This is a genomic window from Vibrio sp. V19_P1S1T109 (assembly GCF_002241375.1).
Taxonomy (GTDB): Bacteria; Pseudomonadota; Gammaproteobacteria; order Enterobacterales; family Vibrionaceae; genus Vibrio; species Vibrio anguillarum.
In genome coordinates, this window is sequence record NZ_NDIM01000376.1 from 1 (window position 1) to 20,712 (window position 20,712).

20 protein-coding genes and 1 other RNA gene are annotated in these 20,712 nt (G+C 45.2%); 8 read left to right on the forward strand and 13 right to left on the reverse strand.

Translation table 11 applies throughout. The features are described 5' to 3' along the window. The first annotated feature begins 66 nt into the window (after window positions 1–66). Window positions 67–552, forward strand: a complete 486-nt coding sequence (locus B9J87_RS17285; RefSeq protein WP_047687889.1) for a VOC family protein — start codon at window positions 67–69, stop codon at window positions 550–552. A gap of 127 nt (window positions 553–679) precedes the next feature. Here the strand turns inward: B9J87_RS17285 and B9J87_RS17290 are convergent, their stop codons facing one another. From B9J87_RS17290 to B9J87_RS17305, 4 genes are all read right to left on the reverse strand, one after another. Continuing rightward, window positions 680–1,579, reverse strand: coding sequence for a LysR family transcriptional regulator (locus B9J87_RS17290; RefSeq protein WP_047687887.1), 900 nt, complete (start codon window positions 1,577–1,579; stop codon window positions 680–682). Between the two features lie 177 nt (window positions 1,580–1,756). Next, window positions 1,757–1,853: signal recognition particle sRNA small type (ffs, locus tag B9J87_RS17295), an RNA gene on the reverse strand. 173 nt (window positions 1,854–2,026) lie between these two features. Continuing rightward, the gene (locus B9J87_RS17300) at window positions 2,027–4,093 is read right to left on the reverse strand and encodes a GGDEF domain-containing protein (RefSeq protein ID WP_094151936.1); all 2,067 of its coding nucleotides are present in this window, start codon (window positions 4,091–4,093) and stop codon (window positions 2,027–2,029) included. Window positions 4,094–4,176: 83 nt separating this feature from the next. After that, window positions 4,177–4,920: a hypothetical protein gene (locus tag B9J87_RS17305; protein WP_094151939.1), complete on the reverse strand. Its 744-nt coding sequence runs from the start codon at window positions 4,918–4,920 to the stop codon at window positions 4,177–4,179. A 69-nt stretch (window positions 4,921–4,989) separates the two neighbouring features. Here B9J87_RS17305 and B9J87_RS17310 point away from each other — a divergent pair, with 69 nt between their 5' ends. Continuing rightward, window positions 4,990–5,292 carry an MGMT family protein gene (locus B9J87_RS17310; RefSeq protein WP_013856444.1) on the forward strand — a complete coding sequence of 101 codons (303 nt, stop codon included), beginning with the start codon at window positions 4,990–4,992 and terminating at the stop codon, window positions 5,290–5,292. A gap of 100 nt (window positions 5,293–5,392) precedes the next feature. Here the strand turns inward: B9J87_RS17310 and B9J87_RS17315 are convergent, their stop codons facing one another. Beyond that, on the reverse strand, window positions 5,393–5,824 hold the full coding sequence (locus B9J87_RS17315) for a YbaY family lipoprotein (protein WP_017044405.1): 432 nt from the start codon (window positions 5,822–5,824) through the stop codon (window positions 5,393–5,395). A gap of 146 nt (window positions 5,825–5,970) precedes the next feature. Here B9J87_RS17315 and tesB point away from each other — a divergent pair, with 146 nt between their 5' ends. Next, complete coding sequence (gene tesB / locus B9J87_RS17320) at window positions 5,971–6,831, forward strand: acyl-CoA thioesterase II (protein ID WP_013856442.1); 861 nt, start codon at window positions 5,971–5,973, stop codon at window positions 6,829–6,831. 19 nt (window positions 6,832–6,850) lie between these two features. Here tesB and B9J87_RS17325 read toward each other — a convergent pair whose 3' ends face one another. Beyond that, a complete protein-coding gene (locus B9J87_RS17325) occupies window positions 6,851–7,312 on the reverse strand; it encodes an Lrp/AsnC family transcriptional regulator (RefSeq protein ID WP_013856441.1) in 462 nt (153 codons plus the stop codon). A 119-nt stretch (window positions 7,313–7,431) separates the two neighbouring features. Here B9J87_RS17325 and B9J87_RS17330 point away from each other — a divergent pair, with 119 nt between their 5' ends. After that, window positions 7,432–8,499: a PLP-dependent cysteine synthase family protein gene (locus B9J87_RS17330; RefSeq protein ID WP_013856440.1), complete on the forward strand. Its 1,068-nt coding sequence runs from the start codon at window positions 7,432–7,434 to the stop codon at window positions 8,497–8,499. Window positions 8,500–8,556: 57 nt separating this feature from the next. On the opposite strand, the gene B9J87_RS17335 is transcribed toward B9J87_RS17330, so the two are convergent. Next, complete coding sequence (locus B9J87_RS17335; RefSeq protein WP_019281547.1) at window positions 8,557–9,426, reverse strand: Tim44 domain-containing protein; 870 nt, start codon at window positions 9,424–9,426, stop codon at window positions 8,557–8,559. A gap of 178 nt (window positions 9,427–9,604) precedes the next feature. On the opposite strand from B9J87_RS17335, the gene B9J87_RS17340 reads away from it, so the two are divergent. The 4 genes from B9J87_RS17340 to B9J87_RS17355 all read left to right on the forward strand — a co-directional run bounded on the left by B9J87_RS17340 (window position 9,605) and on the right by B9J87_RS17355 (window position 13,295). Continuing rightward, a complete protein-coding gene (locus B9J87_RS17340; RefSeq protein WP_017048569.1) occupies window positions 9,605–10,201 on the forward strand; it encodes a TetR/AcrR family transcriptional regulator in 597 nt (198 codons plus the stop codon). A 9-nt stretch (window positions 10,202–10,210) separates the two neighbouring features. After that, window positions 10,211–12,082 carry an MFS transporter gene (locus B9J87_RS17345; RefSeq protein ID WP_094151941.1) on the forward strand — a complete coding sequence of 624 codons (1,872 nt, stop codon included), beginning with the start codon at window positions 10,211–10,213 and terminating at the stop codon, window positions 12,080–12,082. Window positions 12,083–12,180: 98 nt separating this feature from the next. Next, window positions 12,181–12,579, forward strand: a complete 399-nt coding sequence (locus B9J87_RS17350; protein ID WP_013856435.1) for a thiol-disulfide oxidoreductase DCC family protein — start codon at window positions 12,181–12,183, stop codon at window positions 12,577–12,579. Between the two features lie 5 nt (window positions 12,580–12,584). Continuing rightward, the gene (locus tag B9J87_RS17355) at window positions 12,585–13,295 is read left to right on the forward strand and encodes an SDR family NAD(P)-dependent oxidoreductase (protein ID WP_094151944.1); all 711 of its coding nucleotides are present in this window, start codon (window positions 12,585–12,587) and stop codon (window positions 13,293–13,295) included. Here the strand turns inward: B9J87_RS17355 and menE are convergent. The 6 genes from menE to B9J87_RS17385 all read right to left on the reverse strand — a co-directional run bounded on the left by menE (window position 13,242) and on the right by B9J87_RS17385 (window position 20,546). After that, window positions 13,242–14,753 carry an o-succinylbenzoate--CoA ligase gene (gene menE / locus B9J87_RS17360; RefSeq protein ID WP_094151946.1) on the reverse strand — a complete coding sequence of 504 codons (1,512 nt, stop codon included), beginning with the start codon at window positions 14,751–14,753 and terminating at the stop codon, window positions 13,242–13,244. The two genes, B9J87_RS17355 and menE, sit on opposite strands and share 54 nt — an antisense overlap. Then, on the reverse strand, window positions 14,744–15,742 hold the full coding sequence (gene menC / locus B9J87_RS17365; protein ID WP_094151948.1) for an o-succinylbenzoate synthase: 999 nt from the start codon (window positions 15,740–15,742) through the stop codon (window positions 14,744–14,746). Before menC ends, menE begins: the two co-directional genes overlap by 10 nt. Before the next feature lie 94 nt (window positions 15,743–15,836). Continuing rightward, entirely contained in the window at window positions 15,837–16,703 is an 867-nt protein-coding gene (gene menB, locus B9J87_RS17370; RefSeq protein ID WP_026027256.1) for a 1,4-dihydroxy-2-naphthoyl-CoA synthase, read from the reverse strand. Window positions 16,704–16,748: 45 nt separating this feature from the next. Beyond that, window positions 16,749–17,537 carry a 2-succinyl-6-hydroxy-2,4-cyclohexadiene-1-carboxylate synthase gene (gene menH / locus B9J87_RS17375; protein WP_094151950.1) on the reverse strand — a complete coding sequence of 263 codons (789 nt, stop codon included), beginning with the start codon at window positions 17,535–17,537 and terminating at the stop codon, window positions 16,749–16,751. Then, complete coding sequence (gene menD / locus B9J87_RS17380; protein WP_094151952.1) at window positions 17,527–19,242, reverse strand: 2-succinyl-5-enolpyruvyl-6-hydroxy-3-cyclohexene-1-carboxylic-acid synthase; 1,716 nt, start codon at window positions 19,240–19,242, stop codon at window positions 17,527–17,529. The genes menH and menD overlap by 11 nt, the downstream gene beginning before the upstream one ends. After that, a complete protein-coding gene (locus B9J87_RS17385) occupies window positions 19,239–20,546 on the reverse strand; it encodes an isochorismate synthase (RefSeq protein ID WP_094151954.1) in 1,308 nt (435 codons plus the stop codon). Before B9J87_RS17385 ends, menD begins: the two co-directional genes overlap by 4 nt. Window positions 20,547–20,712 lie beyond the last annotated feature (166 nt).

The following is a 20,712-nucleotide window of genomic DNA, read 5'->3' on the forward strand; positions in this document are numbered from 1 at the left end:
ATCAATCTCCATATACTTCCATCTATCGAAACGAAGCCAAAAAATCAAAGGTATTAGGAGCGAATTATGAAAATGAATCACGTCGGTATTATGGTTGGCGATATGGATAAAGCTGTTGAGTTCTACACTCAGGCTTTAGGTTTAAAAATCGTTATGAATAATACACAAGTTATTGAAGAGCGAGAGTCAGCGATTGGCCGCATGTGTATTGCTGTTTTTGGTGAGGGTTTCAAAGGTTTCAATATTGCACATCTAGTAACAACTGATGGTATTGGTGTTGAATTGTTTGAAATGAAAGAGCGCGAAGAGCGTCACGAAGTAGACTTCTCTCGCCTTGGTATCTTCCACTTCTGTCTACAAACCGACGACTTTGAAGGCGCGATTAAGCGCATTGAACAATATGGCGGTAAAGCGCGTATGGATATCATGCGTTACCATCCAGAAGATGATAACAAGCTCGCTAAAATGGTTTATCTAGAAGACCCATTTGGCAACCTATTTGAGCTTTACTCGCACTCATACGAAGAAACTTATGCCTCTGATTACGAATAGTCGATCTGTGATGCATTAATAAAATTTCAAGGGCAGGTAGCACAACCAGCCCTTTTTAGTTTCTATTGCAAGGTCAGCTATGAAGCTTTAATGCCAATATCATCTGCTTATGTGAGGTTCAATCAAGTCAAACAACCTTAAAAGAGTGATCAATAACATCAATGACTTGCTCATAACGCCTAGCAAGAGGTGAGTTAAGTTTGCTAACCAAGTAAACAGGTTCTTGTATATCTTCGGTAATGTTGAATATTTTTAGCTGCTCTTTATCCGCGAACAAGTTAACGCACCATCGAGGAACCACTGTAAAACCAATCCCTTTAGCTATAGGAACTAATATTTGGTGCACTTGGTTAATATAGCTTTGCGTCGAAACATCCTCCAAATCGACTAGACGAAGCAAATCATTATTCGCTTGATTGACATATGTTTGGAAGTAGTGAGCGAAATCTGGATGACGAACGACTCCCAATTCTATTAACAAGTCATTTATAGGCAAGCTTTCGTCTGCGGACAGTGGCAATACAAGAGCAAGACACTCCGCACCAACAATACGGCTCGCGAAATATTTAGGGTTAGGTTCTTTTGTCACTAGACCTATATCCAGTTTCCCCTGCAATATCTGCTCAAATATACGATGGTTTGGCGTTGCTTCTAACTCAATGGATAAGCCTGGATAGCTCACTTGCAAAGAAAGTAATTGTGAATAAATCAGCCACGCGAAAGTCCCCGAACAGCCTATAGTACAGCGACCACGGAAAGGTTCGTCGTGTGCTAGATTCTGTAATAACTCAAACTCTTCTTCAAAGTGTTTGACAGCATAATCGTAAACTTTACGCCCATAGATTGTTAACTCAAATTTCTTGTTAAATCTCTTTATCAAAGGATAACCGCAAGCAGCTTCTAGTTTATTTATGTGCTGGCTTACCCCAGGTTGCGTCATATGGAGTAACTCAGCCGTTTTAGTAAAGTGCCCAATATCGACTAATGTTTTAAAAGTGTTTAACCAAATAGGATTGAGCATAGTCATAAACCAATAGTTATTAATAAATCAACTTTCAATAATAATTGATTATAAATGAATCAGCATGTCTTTGGACAAAATGTATGTTTCAGATTGCAATATGATAAAACATCATTGCATTAGCTTTTGAAACGAAGAAATCAGGAGTGTACGGATAAAGTTTGTCAGCGACAAAAAGGGTGGAGGCCCCAGCCACATCCCGGCACACACGTCGCCTGCTGCGGCTGCTCCCTTCCGGGCCTGACCGAGTTCACAAGTTAGTGTTGCGGGAGGACCAGAGCCTCCATTGATTTGTTTTCTTGGCTTGCTAGCCAAAGAGTGCGGCGATTATCAAGCATCATAGTAATGATTGCAAGCCGAAATCCCAATGGATGGAAGCTTTTTGTTTTAAGTGAACACCATTTGAACAAATCTTCTGTTTTCTCTTCTACTCAATAAAATAGGTGAACTATTTTAGCTCTTGTTTGAACTTCTGATTATCTTGAGAAGAGGCTTTGTATTATCTCGTTGGCCGCTACCGTGGTGCTTACTTTGGTACATGGCAATATCAGTTTGGTGCAATACTTCTTCCAGGCTCATGAAATGATCTCTGTAATTCGACACACCAATCGCCACATTGACTTTTATATTTAAATTTCGAGCAGAATCGCTGTAGGTAAAGGACTCTAACTGCATTAACACAGGCTCAAGCTCCTCATCACTATATTGCCCAATCAGGATAAACTCATCACCCCCGATTCGGTAACTACGACCACGCCAAATAGAATCGATACGGCTGGCAAGTGCTTTCAACACTTCATCCCCCACTTCATGACCATAGTTATCGTTTATCGGCTTAAAGTTATTCACATCTAAATAAATCAAGGTTAGATCGCTGTTTAAGCCTCTCGAATAACGGCGATATAAAGCTCGGCGATTACGCAGCTTGGTTAAATTATCGGTAACAGATTGTGAGTGTAGATAGAAAGCGACCACTAACAAGAAGCCAAATACCAACGTAAACAGCCATTGAGTGTGGCGTGAAAAAGTTTTCTCGGCCGCTAACGTTGCTCGCCAATTCGGTTGATAATCATAGGTGTTGATGATTTTCTGCGTATCAATCATCTTAATAGCACGAGTAAATAAAGGAGCCAGCGAAGCGCCCATGCTATTTTTGGGAAAGCCCATTGCAATCTCAGACGAGTAAAAACTGCCGATAAATAGATCTTCCTCCAACGGCAATAAGTTATCCGCTTCGCGCAATATTTGGTTAAAGTTAGCACGGTTTAGAACGATGTAATCGACCTCCTTACCGAGCAAGGCTTTGACCAATTCATTTTGAGTTTTATAAACATGTAGCACTTTATTGGGCAGCATTTTTCCTAACAGCTCTTCAAAGAAATCTTCTTTAATCACGCCGATGCGCTCAACAATTAATTCCGACACATTGCTGTAAACATTGTCTTTGTAATTTTCACGTTTAATCAAGACGGCTTCAGGCTGGTAATACGTGTCACTGAAATAAACGTCGGATTTTCGTTGTTGAGAGACGGTAACTGGTACTAGGATATCAATGCGTTTATTGACCAAATCGGCATACATACTCTCCCACGTTTCGTCTGGCTGGCTGGCCAGTTCGCATTTGAGTAACAGAATGTCACATGCTTTAAAAACAATGTCTGCGTTTATTCCTTTCACTTTGCCATCGTGCTGATACTGAGCAAATTGGTTGATGTTCTCCAATTTTACTTTTAACGGTCGCTGCACGTTTAAGCCGCTATCGATGACTGATTGACGCAACGCCTGCTTGCGGATATCAAATTGGTATTTTTGTACTGATTTTCTAAGCAGTTTTTGTACCGACGCTGAGTGCACATATTCTTGAATTTTGTTGAGTAATAAAGTGTTGTGCCCTTTTGGCGTAATAATGGCAACCGGCTGAATAGGCAGTTGGTCATTAAGCAATTGCGCATCGAGCCCTGCCATCAACATCGGCTTTAATTGATTAATCGCGTCTACGACAACATCGACTTCAGCCGTGCTTAAAAGTTCTTTGGCACGCCGAGCACCATCATACTCAACCTGTATGATATGAGGAAAATAAGCGGCAATCAGCTCACCATAAATCGTTCCTTTGGGAACCCCGACCCTCGCCAGATCGGTTAACTGTACGTTGCTATGGCTAAATGCATAGGTGTATTCAATATTGGTAGGACTTGAGAAATCAAAGCGTTGAGCACGCTGTTCGGTGTAAGTCACATTGGCTGCAAAATCGCTCTCCCCTTGTTCGATAGCGGTCAAGATCGCATCAAAGCTGGGGTAATTAACATAGTCAATCTCAAGGCGAAATTGGTAAGCAATGGCATCAAACAAAATACGCGTGACAACATCGTCCGCTTCTGTCGCTACTCGATATGTTTTAGCGTTGATTATGGGAGCACTGATGACGCTGTGTGCCGCAGTTGCTAGCCATAAAAGACCTATTAGCCGAAATGCACGAACCATGACGTTTATATTGTTGTAATGAGAGGTGAGCATCATATACTAATGCTCTATATATGCATAAGAATGAAGTCACAACTTCACCCACAACATGCTCTAATCTACATTCAGTTGTGTTCTGGTCATTCGGTATTCTCTTCGGTGCTCTTGAGTAGATAATCAGTCATCCAAGCGGTAGCCAGCAAACAGATCCAAACCACGAATACGGGGTTTGGTACGTCACTTGTGGGCGAGACGACTAAGCTTGCAAAGCCTACCGTTGGAAGTGTCCAGCATAACAAACCATTCCAATTCACCGCGACTGGTTTGGATTGGGTTAAACTTTCCATCGACGCCATAATGCCAGTAATGCTTAACGCAACTAACACCGCATACGAGAAATCGGCCATCCATAGCGGTAGCAGTAACCCTAACGCCCACCAACGGTGCTTATTGGATGGCTTCCAGTGCGCAACCGACCACCAAACAACGATAACAGAAAGAGTCTGAATAACAGTAAGCCAGCCTGTACCGCCTAATTTCCCAGCAGATTGAGTAACGATGATACCGACTTGCAACGTCAGTACGATCAACGTGCTCACTAAGATAACACCCATGCTACTGCGTTTAGAAAAGACCACCGTCAACAAAGGCAGCAGCACCCAAACACTGACAGAAAGAGCGATTGGCTGATAAGATAAAGTGAAACCATAAGCGGTCATTGCAGCCAATAACAACACACCCGCAACGCCCCCTTGCGGTAAAATCCACAGCGCAGGGATCACGATGGCCAGCACGGGGATGTCCCCTTCGCTTAAGCCTATGGCTCTTGCACAAACCACAGCCAACAAGGTTGTGATTAAAAATTGAAAGGTAGAAAATAGCATGCCCTCTCCTTATACCGTTCCTTGGTAACTATCGAACTAGGACACTGCTAGTATGGACGAATTGTCAGCATGAACCAATTTTTAGCGCAGATTTTTGCAGTTATACATCAAATTCCCGCAGGAAAAGTGACAACCTATGGGGAAATTGCTCGTTTAGCAGGATACCCCGGCTACGCACGTCATGTTGGAAAAGCATTAGGTAACCTACCTCAAAACAGCCGATTACCTTGGTTTCGTGTGATCAACAGCAAAGGAGAGATTTCGCTAAAAGGAGAGGATTTATTACGTCAACGACAGAAATTGATCGCCGAAGGCGTCGAAGTGAACGAGCATGGCAAAATAAAACTTCGATTATACCAGTGGCGCCCCTAAGCCCCTTTCGGTCAAGCGCCTTTCCCGCTTATCTAGCACGGGAAAGGGCTGTTTTACTATTTCTTGTTTTACTGTTTTTATAGTATTGCTTCTGTTTTTACTACTGTTTAACACCAACCAAACGCAAATCAACCCGTTTAGTGTTATTCTCATCAGTAATCACGGCGTAATGGGTATCCGTAATGAAGCGCAGTTTTCCATCTACTTCGATACGAGCACTGACGCTGTAACGGTGGCGAGCATCAATTTTTCGGTTGTCGAATGCCAAGTCAAACTCAAGCGGCACTTGCATTCCGTTAGTTTCAAAGCGGTGTTTTGCGATCACTTTAGCGGGTGCATCAGCCAATGAAACATCTTGCAAAGTGATAGTGACAAGCGCCTTATCCGGCAGTGCAATACGCTCACGGTACGAAACCGTACCCATGATAGATTGAATATTGCTCTCGGAAGAGGTTGGTTTTTGCGCTGACTGGCAACCCACAAGCATTAGACCCAAAACAGACGACATAATCAGCAATAGTGCCTTTTTCATAAGGATAAAACCTCAGTTATGGTGTTAGATAGGTGATGATTATAGGTTCGGTTTTATCTGCTGTCATGGTCGTCCATTTGGTATTAACAAGATATTGACTTAGTCAACAATGATAATAATTACATTAAGAATCTCGGTGAGGGTCTATGAGTAAACCATTAAATGAACTATTGGATTTGCTGCAACTGGAAAAGCTAGAAGAAGGTTTATACCGAGGTGAGAGCGAGAACTTAGGTCTGCCACAAGTGTATGGTGGGCAAGTGATTGGTCAAGCACTCTCGGCGGCTCGCTATACGGTTGATTCCGACCGCACTGTTCACTCATTTCATAGCTATTTTCTTTACCCCGGGGATCCTGAAAAACCAATCATTTATGATGTTGAGAATTTAAGGGACGGACGCAGTTTCAGTACCAGACGAGTCAAAGCCATTCAGAATGGTCGGCCGATTTTCTATCTCACCGCTTCTTATCACGGTGAAGCGCCCGGTTTTGAACATCAAAACACCATGCCTGACATCCCTGGTCCTGAAAATTTTGCCTCTGAATCTGAACTGGCAGCCCAGATTGCACACTTATTACCTGAAAAAATAAAAAAGGTTTTTTGTGGCGAAAAAGCGATTGAGATGCGTCCAGTGACCGTAATTAACCCGCTAAAACCACAAAAAGCAGAGCCAAAACAGTACCTGTGGATACGCGCTAATGGTGAGTTGCCAAATAACCAACTCATCCATCAATATTTGCTCGGTTACGCGTCTGATTGGGGGTTTTTAGTCACAGCGTTGCATCCTCATAAAGTCTCTTTGATGACACCTAACTTTCAAGTCGCGACGATTGATCATTCGATTTGGTTCCACCGCCCATTCAAAATGGATGAGTGGTTGCTCTACGCAATAGAAAGCCCTACGGCCAGCAATACCCGTGGTTTAGTGCGTGGCGAGATTTACAACCGCCAAGGAGATTTAGTCGCAACAGCAGTGCAAGAAGGTGTGATGCGCTTCACCAAATAAAAAGACTCAGACGAGCAGGCTATGCCAGAGGCAATTGGGTAGTGTACTTCAATGACTCCATTGCAAAGGTTGAAGTCACGTTATTAATCCCTTTCACGCCATTGACCAGTTTTTTATAAAACTGGTCAAAACACTTCATGTCTTTGACCAACACTTTCATCATGTAATCGTACTCACCCGCCATTCGATAGAACTCCATCACCTCAGGGTACTCAGACACAGTCACGACAAAATGGCTGTACCATTCGTGAGAGTGATCGCTGGTCTTAATCAACACAAACGCGGTAAAACTCAAATCTAATTTTTCTGGGTCAAGCAGGGCAACTCGCCGCGCAATCACGCCAGATTCTTCGAGCTTTTTCAACCGCTTCCAGCAAGGTGTGGTGGTTAAGTTCACCGCTTCAGCCAAATCATTTAGCGACAAAGTGCTGTCTTGTTGCAGTAATGAGAGGATCATGCGATCAATTCTATCAAGCTCCATAGCTTCCCCAGAATAAGAGAATAATTTTCTCTAAAACTACAAAATGACAGGCAACATAGCAAAGCTTTTCTCTCACATTAAGGGTAAATTACCCTCACAATAACGATGGAGAGAGAACCATGTGCACCGATCATCAATGGATTAACAACGCAATTCGAAAAATAGAAGCGGACTACCAACGCTCGGCCGATACTCATCTGATCAAGCTCGATTTGCCTTGTGTCGCTGGGGTCGATATTTATCTCAAAGATGAAAGTACGCATCCTACGGGTTCGCTCAAACACCGCCTAGCCCGTTCTCTTTTTCTGTATGCCATCTGTAACGGCTGGGTTGGCCCTGAAACTACTATCATTGAATCTTCATCGGGCAGTACTGCGGTATCAGAAGCTTATTTTGCCCGTTTACTAGGCTTGCCTTTTATTGCTGTAATGCCCAAATGTACTGCACGTAAAAAAATTGAGCAGATTGAGCTTTATGGCGGCCAAGCGCATTTAGTCGATCGCTCTGATCAAATTTATGCCGAATCACACCGCTTAGCCAAAGAACTGAATGGCCATTATATGGACCAGTTCACTTATGCTGAACGTGCGACCGACTGGCGTGGTAATAGCAATATTGCCGACAGTATTTTTAACCAAATGCAAATGGAAGATCACCCCGTTCCGACATGGATTGTAATGAGCCCGGGCACAGGCGGAACCTCAGCAACTATAGGCCGCTTTATTCGCTACCAAAAACACAATACCAAACTGTGCGTCGTCGACCCTGAAAACTCGGTATTTCATGATTATTTCAAAAGCCGAGACCCAAGCTTAACCTTGCAGTGTGGTAGCAAAATTGAAGGAATTGGTCGTCCACGAGTTGAACCAAGTTTTATTCCCGGCGTAGTCGATGAAATGCGTACCGTTGCGGATGCCGCCAGTGTCGCTACGATCTATTGGTTGGAAAAACTACTCGGCCGCAAAGCAGGCCCTTCTACCGGCACCAATCTTTATGGGGTTTTGCAAATTGCCAGTGAGATGAAACAACGAGGTGAAACAGGCTCCATCGTGACGCTGTTATGCGACAGCGGCGAACGTTATTTAGATACCTATTACTGTGCCGATTGGGTGAAAAGCAATATTGGTGATTTAACACCTTATCTTTCAAAATTAGAAGCCTTTGAAACAACGGCTAAATTAGCTTAGTGACCTAGCAAAACGCCCAAGACAAACTTGGGCGTTTTGGATCCATCGTGAAAAGTCTTAGCCTTGAATGCCGACAATCAACCAAGGTGCATTAGGTACGGTTAAATCACGCTCTAAATGCCACACATCATTAATATCTTCTTCAATGCCTTCCACGGAATCGCGGTAGCGGCCAGTAAACTGCAAACTCAACTGCGCTTTACTTGCATCGTAATCGGCGCGAACGACTTCAGCGTCTACGTACATCACATCTGTGTGCTGTTCACCGTTTAGCTTTGCGCGCTCTTGTTTTAAATCTTCAAACAAGCTCGCCGATACATATTCTTCAACAGTTTCAAGTTGGTTATGGTTCCAAGCACCTTGCAAAATACGGTAGTGTTCGCGCGCACCATTAATGAAAGCTGCTTTGTCAAAACCGGCTGGATAGTTATGTGGGATATCGCTGTGTGCATTCGATCCAAAACCACCCGTAGCTTGAGGCTGTTGTTCAAAGTTGTGCACGTTCGGCTGTTCAAACTCCGTCCGGTTATTCACGCCACCAAACGCAGGCTGCTGCCGATTCATGCTACCCTGCTTCGCACCAAGCATACCGCGCATCAGTTTAAAGAGCACAAAAGCAATCAGGCCGAAGATCAGAATATCCATAAATTGGATACCCTCAAACGCGCCGCCAAAGAAAGCCGCCAGTAGACCACCAGCGAGTAAACCACCCAGTAATCCGCCCATCAGACCTTTTTTGGTCGAACCAGCTTTACCTGCTTGATCTTGCTTAATGGTGTCATTTTTTTGAGTCTGCTGTTTGGGCGCTGGAGCCGTTTTATAGCTTTTACCAAACGATTTACCACCGCCAAATTTCTTTGCTTCTGCTATCGGTGTGATCGCAACAGCAACCATCAGCAGTGCTACAAGGGAAAAAAAACGTTTCATGTTTTTCCTTAGGGTTATAATTATTGAGGCTTACTCATCATAACCACTTCGGATAGACAAGAAAACCGTTGCTTCTCGCAGACATGTATCAGAATATTGCAAATTAACCGTCCATAAGTTGACGCTTATACACCACCCCACTAGAATATCGAACGTTGTTCATAATTGATACGTAACCATGGCCAGACGAAACGATCACACCCGAGAAGAACTGATTGCATTGACACTCAAGACCGCGAAGCATTTTCTTCAAAATCACACTTATCACGAGCTCAGCCTGCGTAAAATCGCAACCATGATTGGCTACGTACCTAGCACTTTGGTCAATGTCTTCGGCAGTTACAATCTTTTATTGTTGCATGTGGTAGCTCAAACCTTGGATGAACTCTCTTCACAAGCGAAAAAAGTGGTGGGAAAGTGTAGCGATCCAAAAGAAGCGTTGTATAAATTGGCCTATTGCTACCACGATTTTGCTCAGTTGCACCCCAATCGCTGGCAACTTATTTTTGAACATAATATGAATGGTGAACGACTTCCCCAGTGGCAAGCAGAGCGCATCGATAACATGACCGCCATGCTTGAAGGTTTATTGACCATCCTTGCTCCACAACACTCGCAACAAGAAGTGCTGCAAGCAAGCCGAGTCCTGTGGTCTGGCGTACATGGTATTACCTTATTAAGCGTAGATGATAAATTTTTCGCCGCCGAACCCATCGATGGGAAAGAGCTGATTGAAAACCTACTCTCAAACTATCTTAATCACTGGGCGCGATAAGGACCATCAATGAGTCAATCTCAATCTTCATTGCTGACTCAGCAACGATTTCTTCCGTATTTCATCACCCAGTTTTTTGGCGCATTTAACGATAACATCTTTAAAAATGTCTTGCTGCTATTGGTCGCGTTTGCTGGAGCGAACGTGTTACCGGTTTCCAGTAATTTATTTATTAACCTTGCCGCAGGGCTATTCATTCTTCCTTTTTTCCTTTTTTCTGCCTCTGCTGGTGTGCTTGCTGACAAGTACGAAAAATCCGCTTTCATTCGTAAAGTGAAATTGGCTGAAATTGGCATCATGTGTCTTGGCGCGATCGGTTTTATGACCGAGAGTTACGCCATTTTACTGTTATTACTGTTTTTGATGGGGACACAATCGGCCTTTTTTGGCCCAGTCAAATACGCTTTATTGCCGCAACAACTCAAGCCAAATGAATTGGTTCCGGGTAATGCGTTAGTGGAAACAGGCACATTTTTAGCGATTTTATTAGGCACATTGGGGGCTGGGCTCATTGCCTCAATGCCCTACACTAAATACGTGGCCGCTGGCGCGGTGGTAGTATTTGCGTTGTTAGGCTATTTAGCCAGCCGTCATATTCCTCAAGCCCCTGCTTGCGCACCCGATCTCGTTTTTCGCTGGCAGCCCATTAAGCAAACCAAGCAGACCATTGCGATTGCCAAACAAGACCGTACTATTTTCCAATGCGTAATGGCGATCAGTTGGTTCTGGTTTTTAGGTGCTGCCTACTTAACTCAATTTCCAAATTTCACGCATCACTATTTATATGGCACAGAGAGCGCCGTTTCTTTTTTGCTAGCACTGTTTTCTGTTGGTATTGCCACTGGCTCATTGACCTGTGACAAATTATCGCATCATAGAATAGAGATCGGCATCGTGCCTATCGGCAGTTTTGGCATTACATTATTTGGCTATTTAATGGCAACCTCCGTGCCAGAAAAACTGCCTCAATTTACTGATTTTTATCAATTTATCAGCTACCAATCACTATGGCCGATGTTTCTTTTCCTATTGTTGATTGGCGTCTGCGGTGGCATCTTCATTGTGCCTTTATATGCGCTAATGCAGCAGCGTGCCAAAGTCACTCAACGCGCACAAGTCATTGCCGCTTTAAATATCTACAACTCACTGTTTATGGTGGCGAGCGCACTATTAGGGATTGTCTGTTTGAGCTTTCTTGAGCTTACGATCCCTCAGTTCTTCATTATATTAGCTTTGCTTAATGGCTTTGTTGCACTCTATTTATGCTACCAAGTCCCGGTCTTTTTGGTGCGATTTCTAATGTGGATACTGACGCATACCATGTATCGAGTCAGCCACAAAAATCTTCATCACTTACCTGAAAAGGGCGGAGCTCTGCTGGTGTGCAATCATGTTAGCTATATGGATGCACTGTTGCTGAGCGCGGTTTGCCCTCGCTTAATTCGTTTTGTGATGGAAGAGGATTACGCCAATTTGCCGCCACTTCGTCGCTTTTTGAAACGTGCAGGCGTGATACCTATTTCCGCAACGCGTCGCGGTTCTATCCGCCAAGCCTTTAACGATGTAGAACAAGCATTGGCAGAAGGGCATATCGTCTGCATTTTCCCAGAGGGACGGTTAACCGCGGATGGCGAAATCAGCGATTTCATGCGCGGGATGGATATTATTTTAAAACGCAGCTCTGTGCCTGTCATCCCCATGGCATTGAAGGGGTTGTGGGGAAGCTATTTTAGCCGTGCCAAAGGGCGCGCCTGCTGTGGGCTACCGACTCGTTTTTGGTCACATATAGAAATTGAAGCTGGCGAGCCCGTCCCCCCCAAAGAGGCAACAACACAAGTGATGCAACAAAAAGTCGCAGAACTCAGGGGGGATTGGCGTTAGATTGGGATTGAGTGCAAACCAAACACTAGCTTGATCTTATACTGAAGAGTGAACGTACAAATATGTTATTAACGGGCTGTTAGGCTGATGACATACATATGAGTACCCCATCTTTAGTGATTTTTTTCGATGCGCAGTGTCCTTTATGCTGCAATGAAATGCGTTCATTAAAAACCTTCGATCACCATGGTCGGGTTCAGCTTATCGACATCAATGACGGCGATGCTATGCGTAGCTTTCCTTCTATCGACAAAAGCAAGGCGTTATCGATACTGCATGGCTTAGATCAACAAGGCAATCTGCTTTATGGGCTGGATGTGACCGTTCTAGCTTGGCGTTTAGTCAACAAACATCGCTGGTTATTCATCACGCGCTTGCCCATCCTAAAATGGATTAGCGACCAAATTTATCTCCTTTTTGCAAAACATCGCATGTCGATATCTCGCTGGTTTAGTCATGCTCAATGCCGTAATGGCGTTTGTAAAAACAGAGAGTGATAACAATGAAATACCTCATTATTGGCGCCTCAAGCATCATCGCCCAAGCTTTTATAAGGGAGCTCAAAGCGCAGACTTTAGCGCCAGAAATCGTTACCGTCTCAAGACAAAAATATCTCGCCCAATCCTCAAGCGAACATTTTCCAACCGACTACAGTATCGAATCAACGGCCTTGATTGCCAAAACATTGGCCGATATCGGGCATAAGTTTGATCAAATTGTGTTTTTTAATGGGCAACTACACAACGACACCTATACACCGGAAAAGCGTATCTCAAGGTTTGACGAGTCTTACTTTCAATGGCTTTTACAATGTAACGTTTTGAGCCAAGTGCGTTGGTTTCAATATTTACCATCACTTATTGATCGTCACTCTTTTGCAAAAATTACGGTTTTTAGCGCGCGGATAGGTAGCTTAGAGGATAACCACAGTGGCGGCTGGTACAGCTATCGGATGAGTAAAGCGGCGCTAAATATGGCGACGAAAAGTTTTGCGATAGAGCTAGCTCGCACTCATCCCAACACACAAACTATTCTGTTTCATCCGGGAACTACCGACACCCCGCTTTCTAAACCATTTCAGCGTAATGTGGCTAGCGATAAGCTCTTTGAACCGGAGTTTGTGGCTAAGCAACTTTATCAACTACAGCAAAAGGAAATGTTAGATAAGCCCGTCTGTTTTGTGGATTGGCAGCACCAGACCATCAAATGGTGATCGCTCATCATTGAGTGGTCGATAACGCAGCTGATGTTCGGTGAGCCATGTTTTTAAGGTCTTGCGCGATATTTTAATACCCGTTTCGCTCAAGTGATTTGGTATTAAAAAATAATCGATGGGATATTTAAATCTTTCAAGCCTGCCATTGAGCCACTGCTCTAACGCCTCTTTTTTAGGCATAGTTTGGCATTGCAACAAAGCAACGCTGCGCGCGCCAAACTCATCATCATGAACAGGGATCACCATCGCTAAAGCAATGTCGGGGTGGTGAGATAATATCGCTTCAATCTCTTCACAATGAATGTTTTCGCCTCCAGAGATAAATTGGTTATCAACGCGACCAATAATGCACAGCTCATCATTCTGCCAATGGCCAAGATCTTGGCTGTCGAACCATCCTTGTTCATCGATAAGAGACGTGATTAAGCCTTGTTGGTAATAGCCACTGGATATGGTTTCACCGCCAATGAAAATGCGCTGACCTTGTAGTTTTACTTGCCGTTTAGGTAGCACGTGGCCAACACTCTGGCTTGCGTTAACACGTTTTGCTGTAACCGTGGAAGCCGCTTCCGTCATGCCATAACCCACCCAAGTTTCAATGCCCTGCTTTGCCGCCTGCTGGGCGAGATGGTTTGGGATATGGCCTCCGCCAAGCAGCACGTGCGTTAATTCGAGCGGTGTTTTACTGTCTAATAAACGCTTCAGTTGAGTAGCAACCAATGAAGCATGCGTGACATGAATTATATCTTGGGTGAGATCGCCGCTGCCGACTTTTAAGCAAGCACCAGCGACTAGCCAGCGATAAATAATGGCTAACCCAGACACATGATACATCGGTAAACTCAGCAGCCACGTATCATGGCAACGAAATGAAAATACCTCAAGTAAACCACTGGCTGACGACCAATGCTGCTGAAAAGTATGAATAACGGCTTTAGGAACCCCAGTAGAGCCAGAAGTAAAGATGATTGAGGCAAACTGTGTCTCAGCCTTGTTTACCATAGCGTTCGTAGGCGGCGAAACATGTTCGTTAGTAATATGTTCATGAGTAAAAAGCCGGATGTTAGCCTCAGCGAGCAATGAAGCTAGCTCACTCTCCTCAAGCTTAGCTCCTTCACCTAACCATAACCAATGTGGTTGATTCTCTCCGTATAAGGTACTGAGTTTCTGTTTCAGCAGCATCACAGGTTGTGGCATGGTGATGGCGCAGATCACGCCAAGTTTTAACGACGCAAGGTAGATTAACACTAACTCAAGGCTGTTCTTACCCACTAACGTAAGCACATCTTGGTTCTGCAAACCTTGTTGCTGCATTGCAAAAGCATAAGCGTCAATACGGTTCGTTAACTGCTGCCAAGTGTAGGTTTGATTCGCCGTACGCAATGCGATCGCGTGCGGCGTATACAAAGCATGTTGTTGCCACGGCTTTTGGCAAAAGGAAACGCCTACTCGCATTGAGATTGCCAAACCACCGTTTGCTGCGCGAGCGTTTGTATCGGCAATGCGCTGCTGGGCCATGCGCTTTCGAGTTGTGCTTTAAACAAACTAATCGTATCTAGCCCCGGAATTTCATTAGGCAGTTGCCACTGCGCAAAACGAGCTAATTGGCAAAGCCCTAAGCTCGATTCGATGCTAGAGCTAATAACGGCTTGAATGCCTAATGTTTTAGCTTTTTCAATCAAAGCGATACAGCGCTGTACCGACCCAATCAAGGTCGGTTTAATCACAATGGCTTTCGCTCCCGTCAGATCTTCTAGCTGAAAATCTGCACGGCGAACGGCTTGCTGTAAGGTTTCATCCCACGCAATCGCAATGCCCGTATTGATAGCAAAAGCCAAGCTGTCACTGGGAGATGGACACGGCTCTTCCAAAAACGCAATGCGTTGACGCAGCGAAGGAGAGACATATTGGGCAAATTTTTCAGCTTTAGAGGGTGTCCAAGCTTGGTTAGCATCAAGACGCAATTGCAAATCAGGCATGGATTCTAAAAACAGATTTACGATCATCCCATCGCGAATCGCTTCGTACAGCCCAACTTTAATCTTCGCAACTCTATGATCGCCCGGTAGCGCGTTCAGAAGCGGGATCAGTTCATCAGGGTCTCCCGAGCACAAAGGTGCTGCGTGATAGTGTCCGGCTTGAGGCAACCCACCATTCAGCTCTAACTCCGCCATCGACAAACCAAAGGCAACAGAAGGAAAAAGATCATCATAGGTAATAAGCTCACCACTAACCCAAAGCTGAAGCTGCGCGATTAACTGCTGCTGTGCTTGCTCAAGTGACTCTAAACTGAAACCGGGTAATGGGGCAACTTCACCCAACGCTGAACCGTGATCATCTTGTAATTCAATAATCAGACCTTCACGTTCTACCAGCTTCTGATTGCGGAGAATAACGCCGCTATCCATCGGTAAACAGTAGCGATACAGTGTTGCTCTGCGCATAATTTCAACCTTTTGTTCGATATTCGACTTTGTTCATTGAGACCACTAGCCCAAATCATCACGGAAAATTGGATGATTTGAGCCGATTTTACGCTTAAGGATTACGAGGGAATTTATTGAAATCAGGGCGGCGTTTTTCATTGAAGGCATTGCGCCCTTCTTGCCCCTCTTCTGTCATATAGAACATCATGGTTGCGTTACCCGCCAGTTCTTGCAAACCTGCTTGGCCGTCACAATCTGCGTTGAGCGCTGCTTTCAAACAGCGCAGCGCCATAGGGCTATGCTGCAATACTTCACGACACCAGCGAACCGTCTCTTTTTCTAAATCAGCTACTGGCACAACCGTGTTGACCAGCCCCATGTCCAACGCTTCTTGAGCATCATAAAAACGGCAAAGGAACCAAATTTCACGCGCTTTTTTCTGCCCAACGATACGAGCCATGTAAGACGCACCCCATCCACCATCGAATGAACCCACCTTGGGCCCTGTTTGACCAAACTGGGCATTTTCTGCCGCTATAGTTAAATCGCACATCATATGCAGCACATGGCCACCACCGACAGCCCAACCAGCAACCGCCGCAATTACAGGTTTCGGACAGGTACGAATTTGGCGTTGGAAATCGAGCACATTGAGATGATGCGTACCGGACTCATCACGATAGCCGCCGTAGTCGCCACGAATTTTTTGATCGCCACCAGAGCAAAATGCCGCTTCACCAAGACCAGTTAGAATGATCACGCCAACTTGCTCATCATAACGCGCATCGGCCAGCGCACTGATCATCTCTTTAACCGTTTGTGGGCGAAAGGCATTACGCACCTGAGGGCGGGCAATCGTAATTTTGGCAATGCCATCTTGCGATTTGTGATAGTGAATATCTTCATATTCGGCGCTGCAGTCACTCCAGATGACTGGTGCATACAATTCTTGTTCAGTAATACCGACTGTTTTAGCCATGGTGCTTTCCATTGTTCTATTAATTATAGTTTTTGAACCAACGCGTTAGCATTGGCTGATAAACTCTTGAATAAGATGAGCAAATACTTCGGGCTGCTCATAATGGACATTATGCCCCGCAGCCCGCACTTGGCGATATTCGAAACCGCTTTGTTGTGCCAGATGAACAAACTTGCTGTCCTTCTCCCCACAAATATAGACCATTGGCAATGCGACTTGCTCAAGTTGTGCGAGCAGATAAGGTTGCTTTGCCAATGAAGTCGAAAGTAGCATGTGAGCCACTGCCACCCCAAGATTAGCACTGCGTTGAGTGACTAAAGTTTGTCTTTGCTCATGATTTAATGAAGAAAAAACGGGTTGATGATACCAATCGACCAAAACTCGCTCAATCTGCTCAGTTTGGAAACGATGTGCCCAATGGTGATCATTTTTCAATCGTTGCTCACGTTCAAAAGAACTCTGCAAGCCGAAGTTGCCACCCTCAACGATCAGACCTTGAATATTCAACGCCGAAAAACGCTGCATCGCCACGCCATACATTGCCAGCCTTCCACCAAGTGAATAGCCCACCAATACGATAGGTGTTTTTTCGCCAAGCTGCTTAAGCACGGTTGCAGAAATGTGAGCGCAGCACTCATCAAAATCATCACATAAGAGAGACTGACTACCGCCATGACCGGGAAGATCAATCCATAATTGCGAGTATGGCGCAAGGAAAAGCGCCGTTTTCGACCAATCTCGCCCACTGCCTAGTAAACCATGTAGAAAAACCAACACTGGCTCGACCGACGTCGAACCTGTGGTGGTGCTGCAATAAAAACGACTACAAAGCATAGACTTGCTGGGTAAATTGTGTGATTTGCTCACCGGCTTGCCCAGACGGCGTGGTCACTTCAACCAATAAGGTACCAATACCCTGCTGTAAATGTTCACGGACCAAGCTTTGATAAGCAGATAAGGTTTGCGGACAAGCATAACCTAAACGAAACTGCCGTGCGGCGTGTTCAAATTGGTAGCCATGGGGCATTTGGTACAAGGCGGTTTTGTGCGTTTTGGGAACGGGTAATAGATCAAAAATAGCGCCACCATCATTATTCACCACCACCAGCACCAGAGGCGTGCTGACTTGGCTAAGCAGAGCTAGAGAATTCAGATCATACAGCAATGACGTGTCACCAATAAATACCAACATTGGATTATGATTGGCTCGCTGTACTCCTGCGGCGGTTGCCACTAAGCCATCAATGCCCGAAGCGCCTCGATTGGAGTAAACCGAACGTCCCTCAATTTGAGCAAACATATCGGCTAAACGGACGAACAAACTGTTGCCGATAAATAGGTCGGCCCCTTCGCTACGCTCGGCCATATCGAGCGCTAAACCAATCTCTGTAATAGAAGAGTCACCGTTCAAATGCAATTTAGCCAGTTGGGCAATCTCTTGCGCCACACTTTTTATCCGATCCGACCAACCCGCTTGCGCCGCACCTAAAGCCGTTAATTTACCAATATGCCGATCGACCCAGCACGCAATATCAGTGACAAACTGCTGTTGCATCAGATGGCTTTGATTATTACGTGCCATTTGGGGCGAAACGTAAAGATACTGCACGTTACCCGTGTGAGCATGGCTAGCTAGCCATTGAGTAAGCCGTTTTGAGACCAGCCGTGAACCGAATTGGATCACCACCTCACTTTCACTAAGCAGCTCACGTGCTCGCGCATTTTGCAACCATAAATCAAAATGCGCCCATTCGCTGCTCACGCCTGATTGTGGATCACATAAGACTGGCCAGCCAAGTTTGTTGGCAAAATGCTTGGCCTTCTTCGCTTCAGCTAACGTCAACGACCCAAGAATCACCAGCCCTTTTTTACTCAGCCATGCACCATCATCTAACGTTTTTGTTTCGGTTTGGTACTGGCGAGAGCTGAATGCTTGCTCACGCTGACGCCACGCTTCAATCACAGCTAAATAGTCCGCGTAAAGATCTACATCATGTTCGGCATAAAGTGGTTCGGGAAAGGGACAGTTAATATGTATTGCACCACCCATATAATCTTGGTTGGCCATAGCCTCATCCACTGTGGTTAACAACCAAGTCAATGGAATAGTCGTCGATGGACTGGGTAGATTCACCGCCTGCGTGACATGTGATGAGTAAATACCTACTTGATTGATTGCTTGATTCGCACCGCATCCCACGAGCTCAACGGGCCGGTCAGCCGTGAGTACAACGAGTTTTTCACCCGTGAGGTGTGACTCAGCAATCGCTGGCAGTAAATTAGCCGCCGCCGTGCCAGAAGTGACAATCACCGCAACTGGTTTTTGGCTCGCCTTAGCAAGACCTAAAGCAAGAAAGCCCAGCCCACGCTCATCAAAGTGAGTATGGATTGAAAGCTTGTGATTGGCGGCCGCCTCTAAGGTCAAGGGTGTCGAGCGTGAACCTGGTGCAATACAGATCTCTTGCACCCCAAGTCGAGTAAGCTCCTCAAGTAGCGTTTGGCTCCAAATTCGGTTCAGCACTGCTTGGTCATGCTTCATGACGCCACTCCTAGAGGAAAATGGTCGCTGATCAAACTCAGTAAGGTTGCCATTTTTTTGTCTAACTCTTGCCATTCATGCTCAGCAACTGAACCTGGAACAATGCCAGCTCCGGCAAACAGTTGGACCTGATTGTCCACCAGCAAAGCGCTGCGAATCGCCACACAAAACTCCGCTTGTTGATGGCTAAAATAACCGACTGAGCCGGCATACCAACCACGTGCAAAAGGCTCATTAGCCTGAATAAAATCCATCGCCGCTTTACGCGGCAGGCCAGCCACGGCCGCGGTCGGTTGTAACGCGTTCAGCAGTTGTACACCATTCACACCCTTTTTCAGCTGCGCATGGATACCCCGTTTTAAATGTTGCACTTTGCGCAAACGCACTAAACGGACATCCTGTTCAACATCAACCCTTTCAGAATGAGGCGTTAACCGTTCAATAATGTCATCCACTACATATTGATTTTCATTAAGATTTTTACTGTCTTGAGTAAGCCAATGAGATAACTCCATGTCTTGGCTCGCATTTTCTCCCCGACCTATCGTTCCCGCCAGCGCTTCGGTATACAAAGTCTGCCCTTGACGAGCGTACAAACGCTCAGGTGTCGACCCCATAAAGCTGTGTTTTTGATCAAATGCTAATAAAAAATGAAAACTGTGATGATTGTGCGCCGCACTTGCCTTAAGCAACTGCGCCGCGCTTAACGGCTTATCTAAACTGAGTGTCGTTTGCCGCGCGAGTACCACTTTCTTAAACGCTTGATGATCAATTCCCTCAAGCACTTGATTGACCAACTGCTGCCACTTCACCTCATTAGGTTGATGGGTGACCTGTTTTATATGTGACATCATGCCACGTAACGGACTAACTTCAAGTTGCAGTTTATGCAGTGCGACCAAGGTTCGTTGGCGTTCAGCGGTAATATTCGCCGCCAATGACCATTGACCATCACAGCAAATCAGCTCAATTTGCGGTAAAAAGAAAAATGAGGATAGACAACGGCGATTTTTGTCCGTATGCCCATCAAAAGAACGTCCACCCCAAACTCGCTGCTCCTGACCAAGAATAGCGTAGGCAGGTTCAGCCTCAGAAAAAGTATACAGCTGACCTAATGCCACTACTTCTTCGCGCGTATCACGTGACTGCCAATAAAATTTAGGGAAAATGGGTTGCGCTTCAAGCCAATCAATTGGCGCGAAAGGGGGAGCTTCTTGCAGTATTTGTACAAAACGAACGTCATCATCCTTCGCGTCGTTTATTTGCTCGATTAACCGAGCAATAGCTTGATGAAAATGCGACAAATCGACCTCGAAAACATTGAGACACGGGCTCTACTGACGGCTACTCTATTTAGAGAGGGAAACGAAATCAAGGTTACGAGTTATCTTTTGCAGATTCCTGTGATAACGGGCATCTTCATCTGTATCCTAAAAGCGTACAGTGGCAGATTTTTATTCTATCAAACAT

What these genes read in the sequence shown, in the direction of transcription:
- B9J87_RS17285 (WP_047687889.1), top strand. Translation starts at nt 67, where the DNA reads ATGAAAATGAATCACGTCGGTATTATGGTTGGCGATATGGATAAAGCT.
- B9J87_RS17325 (WP_013856441.1), bottom strand. Translation starts at nt 7,312, where the DNA reads ATGGAGCTTGATAGAATTGATCGCATGATCCTCTCATTACTGCAACAA.
- menH (WP_094151950.1), bottom strand. Translation starts at nt 17,537, where the DNA reads ATGCTTTGTAGTCGTTTTTATTGCAGCACCACCACAGGTTCGACGTCG.
- menD (WP_094151952.1), bottom strand. Translation starts at nt 19,242, where the DNA reads ATGAAGCATGACCAAGCAGTGCTGAACCGAATTTGGAGCCAAACGCTA.
- B9J87_RS17340 (WP_017048569.1), top strand. Translation starts at nt 9,605, where the DNA reads ATGGCCAGACGAAACGATCACACCCGAGAAGAACTGATTGCATTGACA.
- menE (WP_094151946.1), bottom strand. Translation starts at nt 14,753, where the DNA reads ATGCGAGTAGGCGTTTCCTTTTGCCAAAAGCCGTGGCAACAACATGCT.
- B9J87_RS17350 (WP_013856435.1), top strand. Translation starts at nt 12,181, where the DNA reads ATGAGTACCCCATCTTTAGTGATTTTTTTCGATGCGCAGTGTCCTTTA.
- B9J87_RS17315 (WP_017044405.1), bottom strand. Translation starts at nt 5,824, where the DNA reads ATGAAAAAGGCACTATTGCTGATTATGTCGTCTGTTTTGGGTCTAATG.
- B9J87_RS17330 (WP_013856440.1), top strand. Translation starts at nt 7,432, where the DNA reads ATGTGCACCGATCATCAATGGATTAACAACGCAATTCGAAAAATAGAA.
- B9J87_RS17335 (WP_019281547.1), bottom strand. Translation starts at nt 9,426, where the DNA reads ATGAAACGTTTTTTTTCCCTTGTAGCACTGCTGATGGTTGCTGTTGCG.
- B9J87_RS17300 (WP_094151936.1), bottom strand. Translation starts at nt 4,093, where the DNA reads ATGATGCTCACCTCTCATTACAACAATATAAACGTCATGGTTCGTGCA.
- menB (WP_026027256.1), bottom strand. Translation starts at nt 16,703, where the DNA reads ATGGCTAAAACAGTCGGTATTACTGAACAAGAATTGTATGCACCAGTC.
- B9J87_RS17345 (WP_094151941.1), top strand. Translation starts at nt 10,211, where the DNA reads ATGAGTCAATCTCAATCTTCATTGCTGACTCAGCAACGATTTCTTCCG.
- B9J87_RS17290 (WP_047687887.1), bottom strand. Translation starts at nt 1,579, where the DNA reads ATGACTATGCTCAATCCTATTTGGTTAAACACTTTTAAAACATTAGTC.
- B9J87_RS17310 (WP_013856444.1), top strand. Translation starts at nt 4,990, where the DNA reads ATGAACCAATTTTTAGCGCAGATTTTTGCAGTTATACATCAAATTCCC.
- B9J87_RS17355 (WP_094151944.1), top strand. Translation starts at nt 12,585, where the DNA reads ATGAAATACCTCATTATTGGCGCCTCAAGCATCATCGCCCAAGCTTTT.
- tesB (WP_013856442.1), top strand. Translation starts at nt 5,971, where the DNA reads ATGAGTAAACCATTAAATGAACTATTGGATTTGCTGCAACTGGAAAAG.
- B9J87_RS17305 (WP_094151939.1), bottom strand. Translation starts at nt 4,920, where the DNA reads ATGCTATTTTCTACCTTTCAATTTTTAATCACAACCTTGTTGGCTGTG.
- menC (WP_094151948.1), bottom strand. Translation starts at nt 15,742, where the DNA reads ATGCGCAGAGCAACACTGTATCGCTACTGTTTACCGATGGATAGCGGC.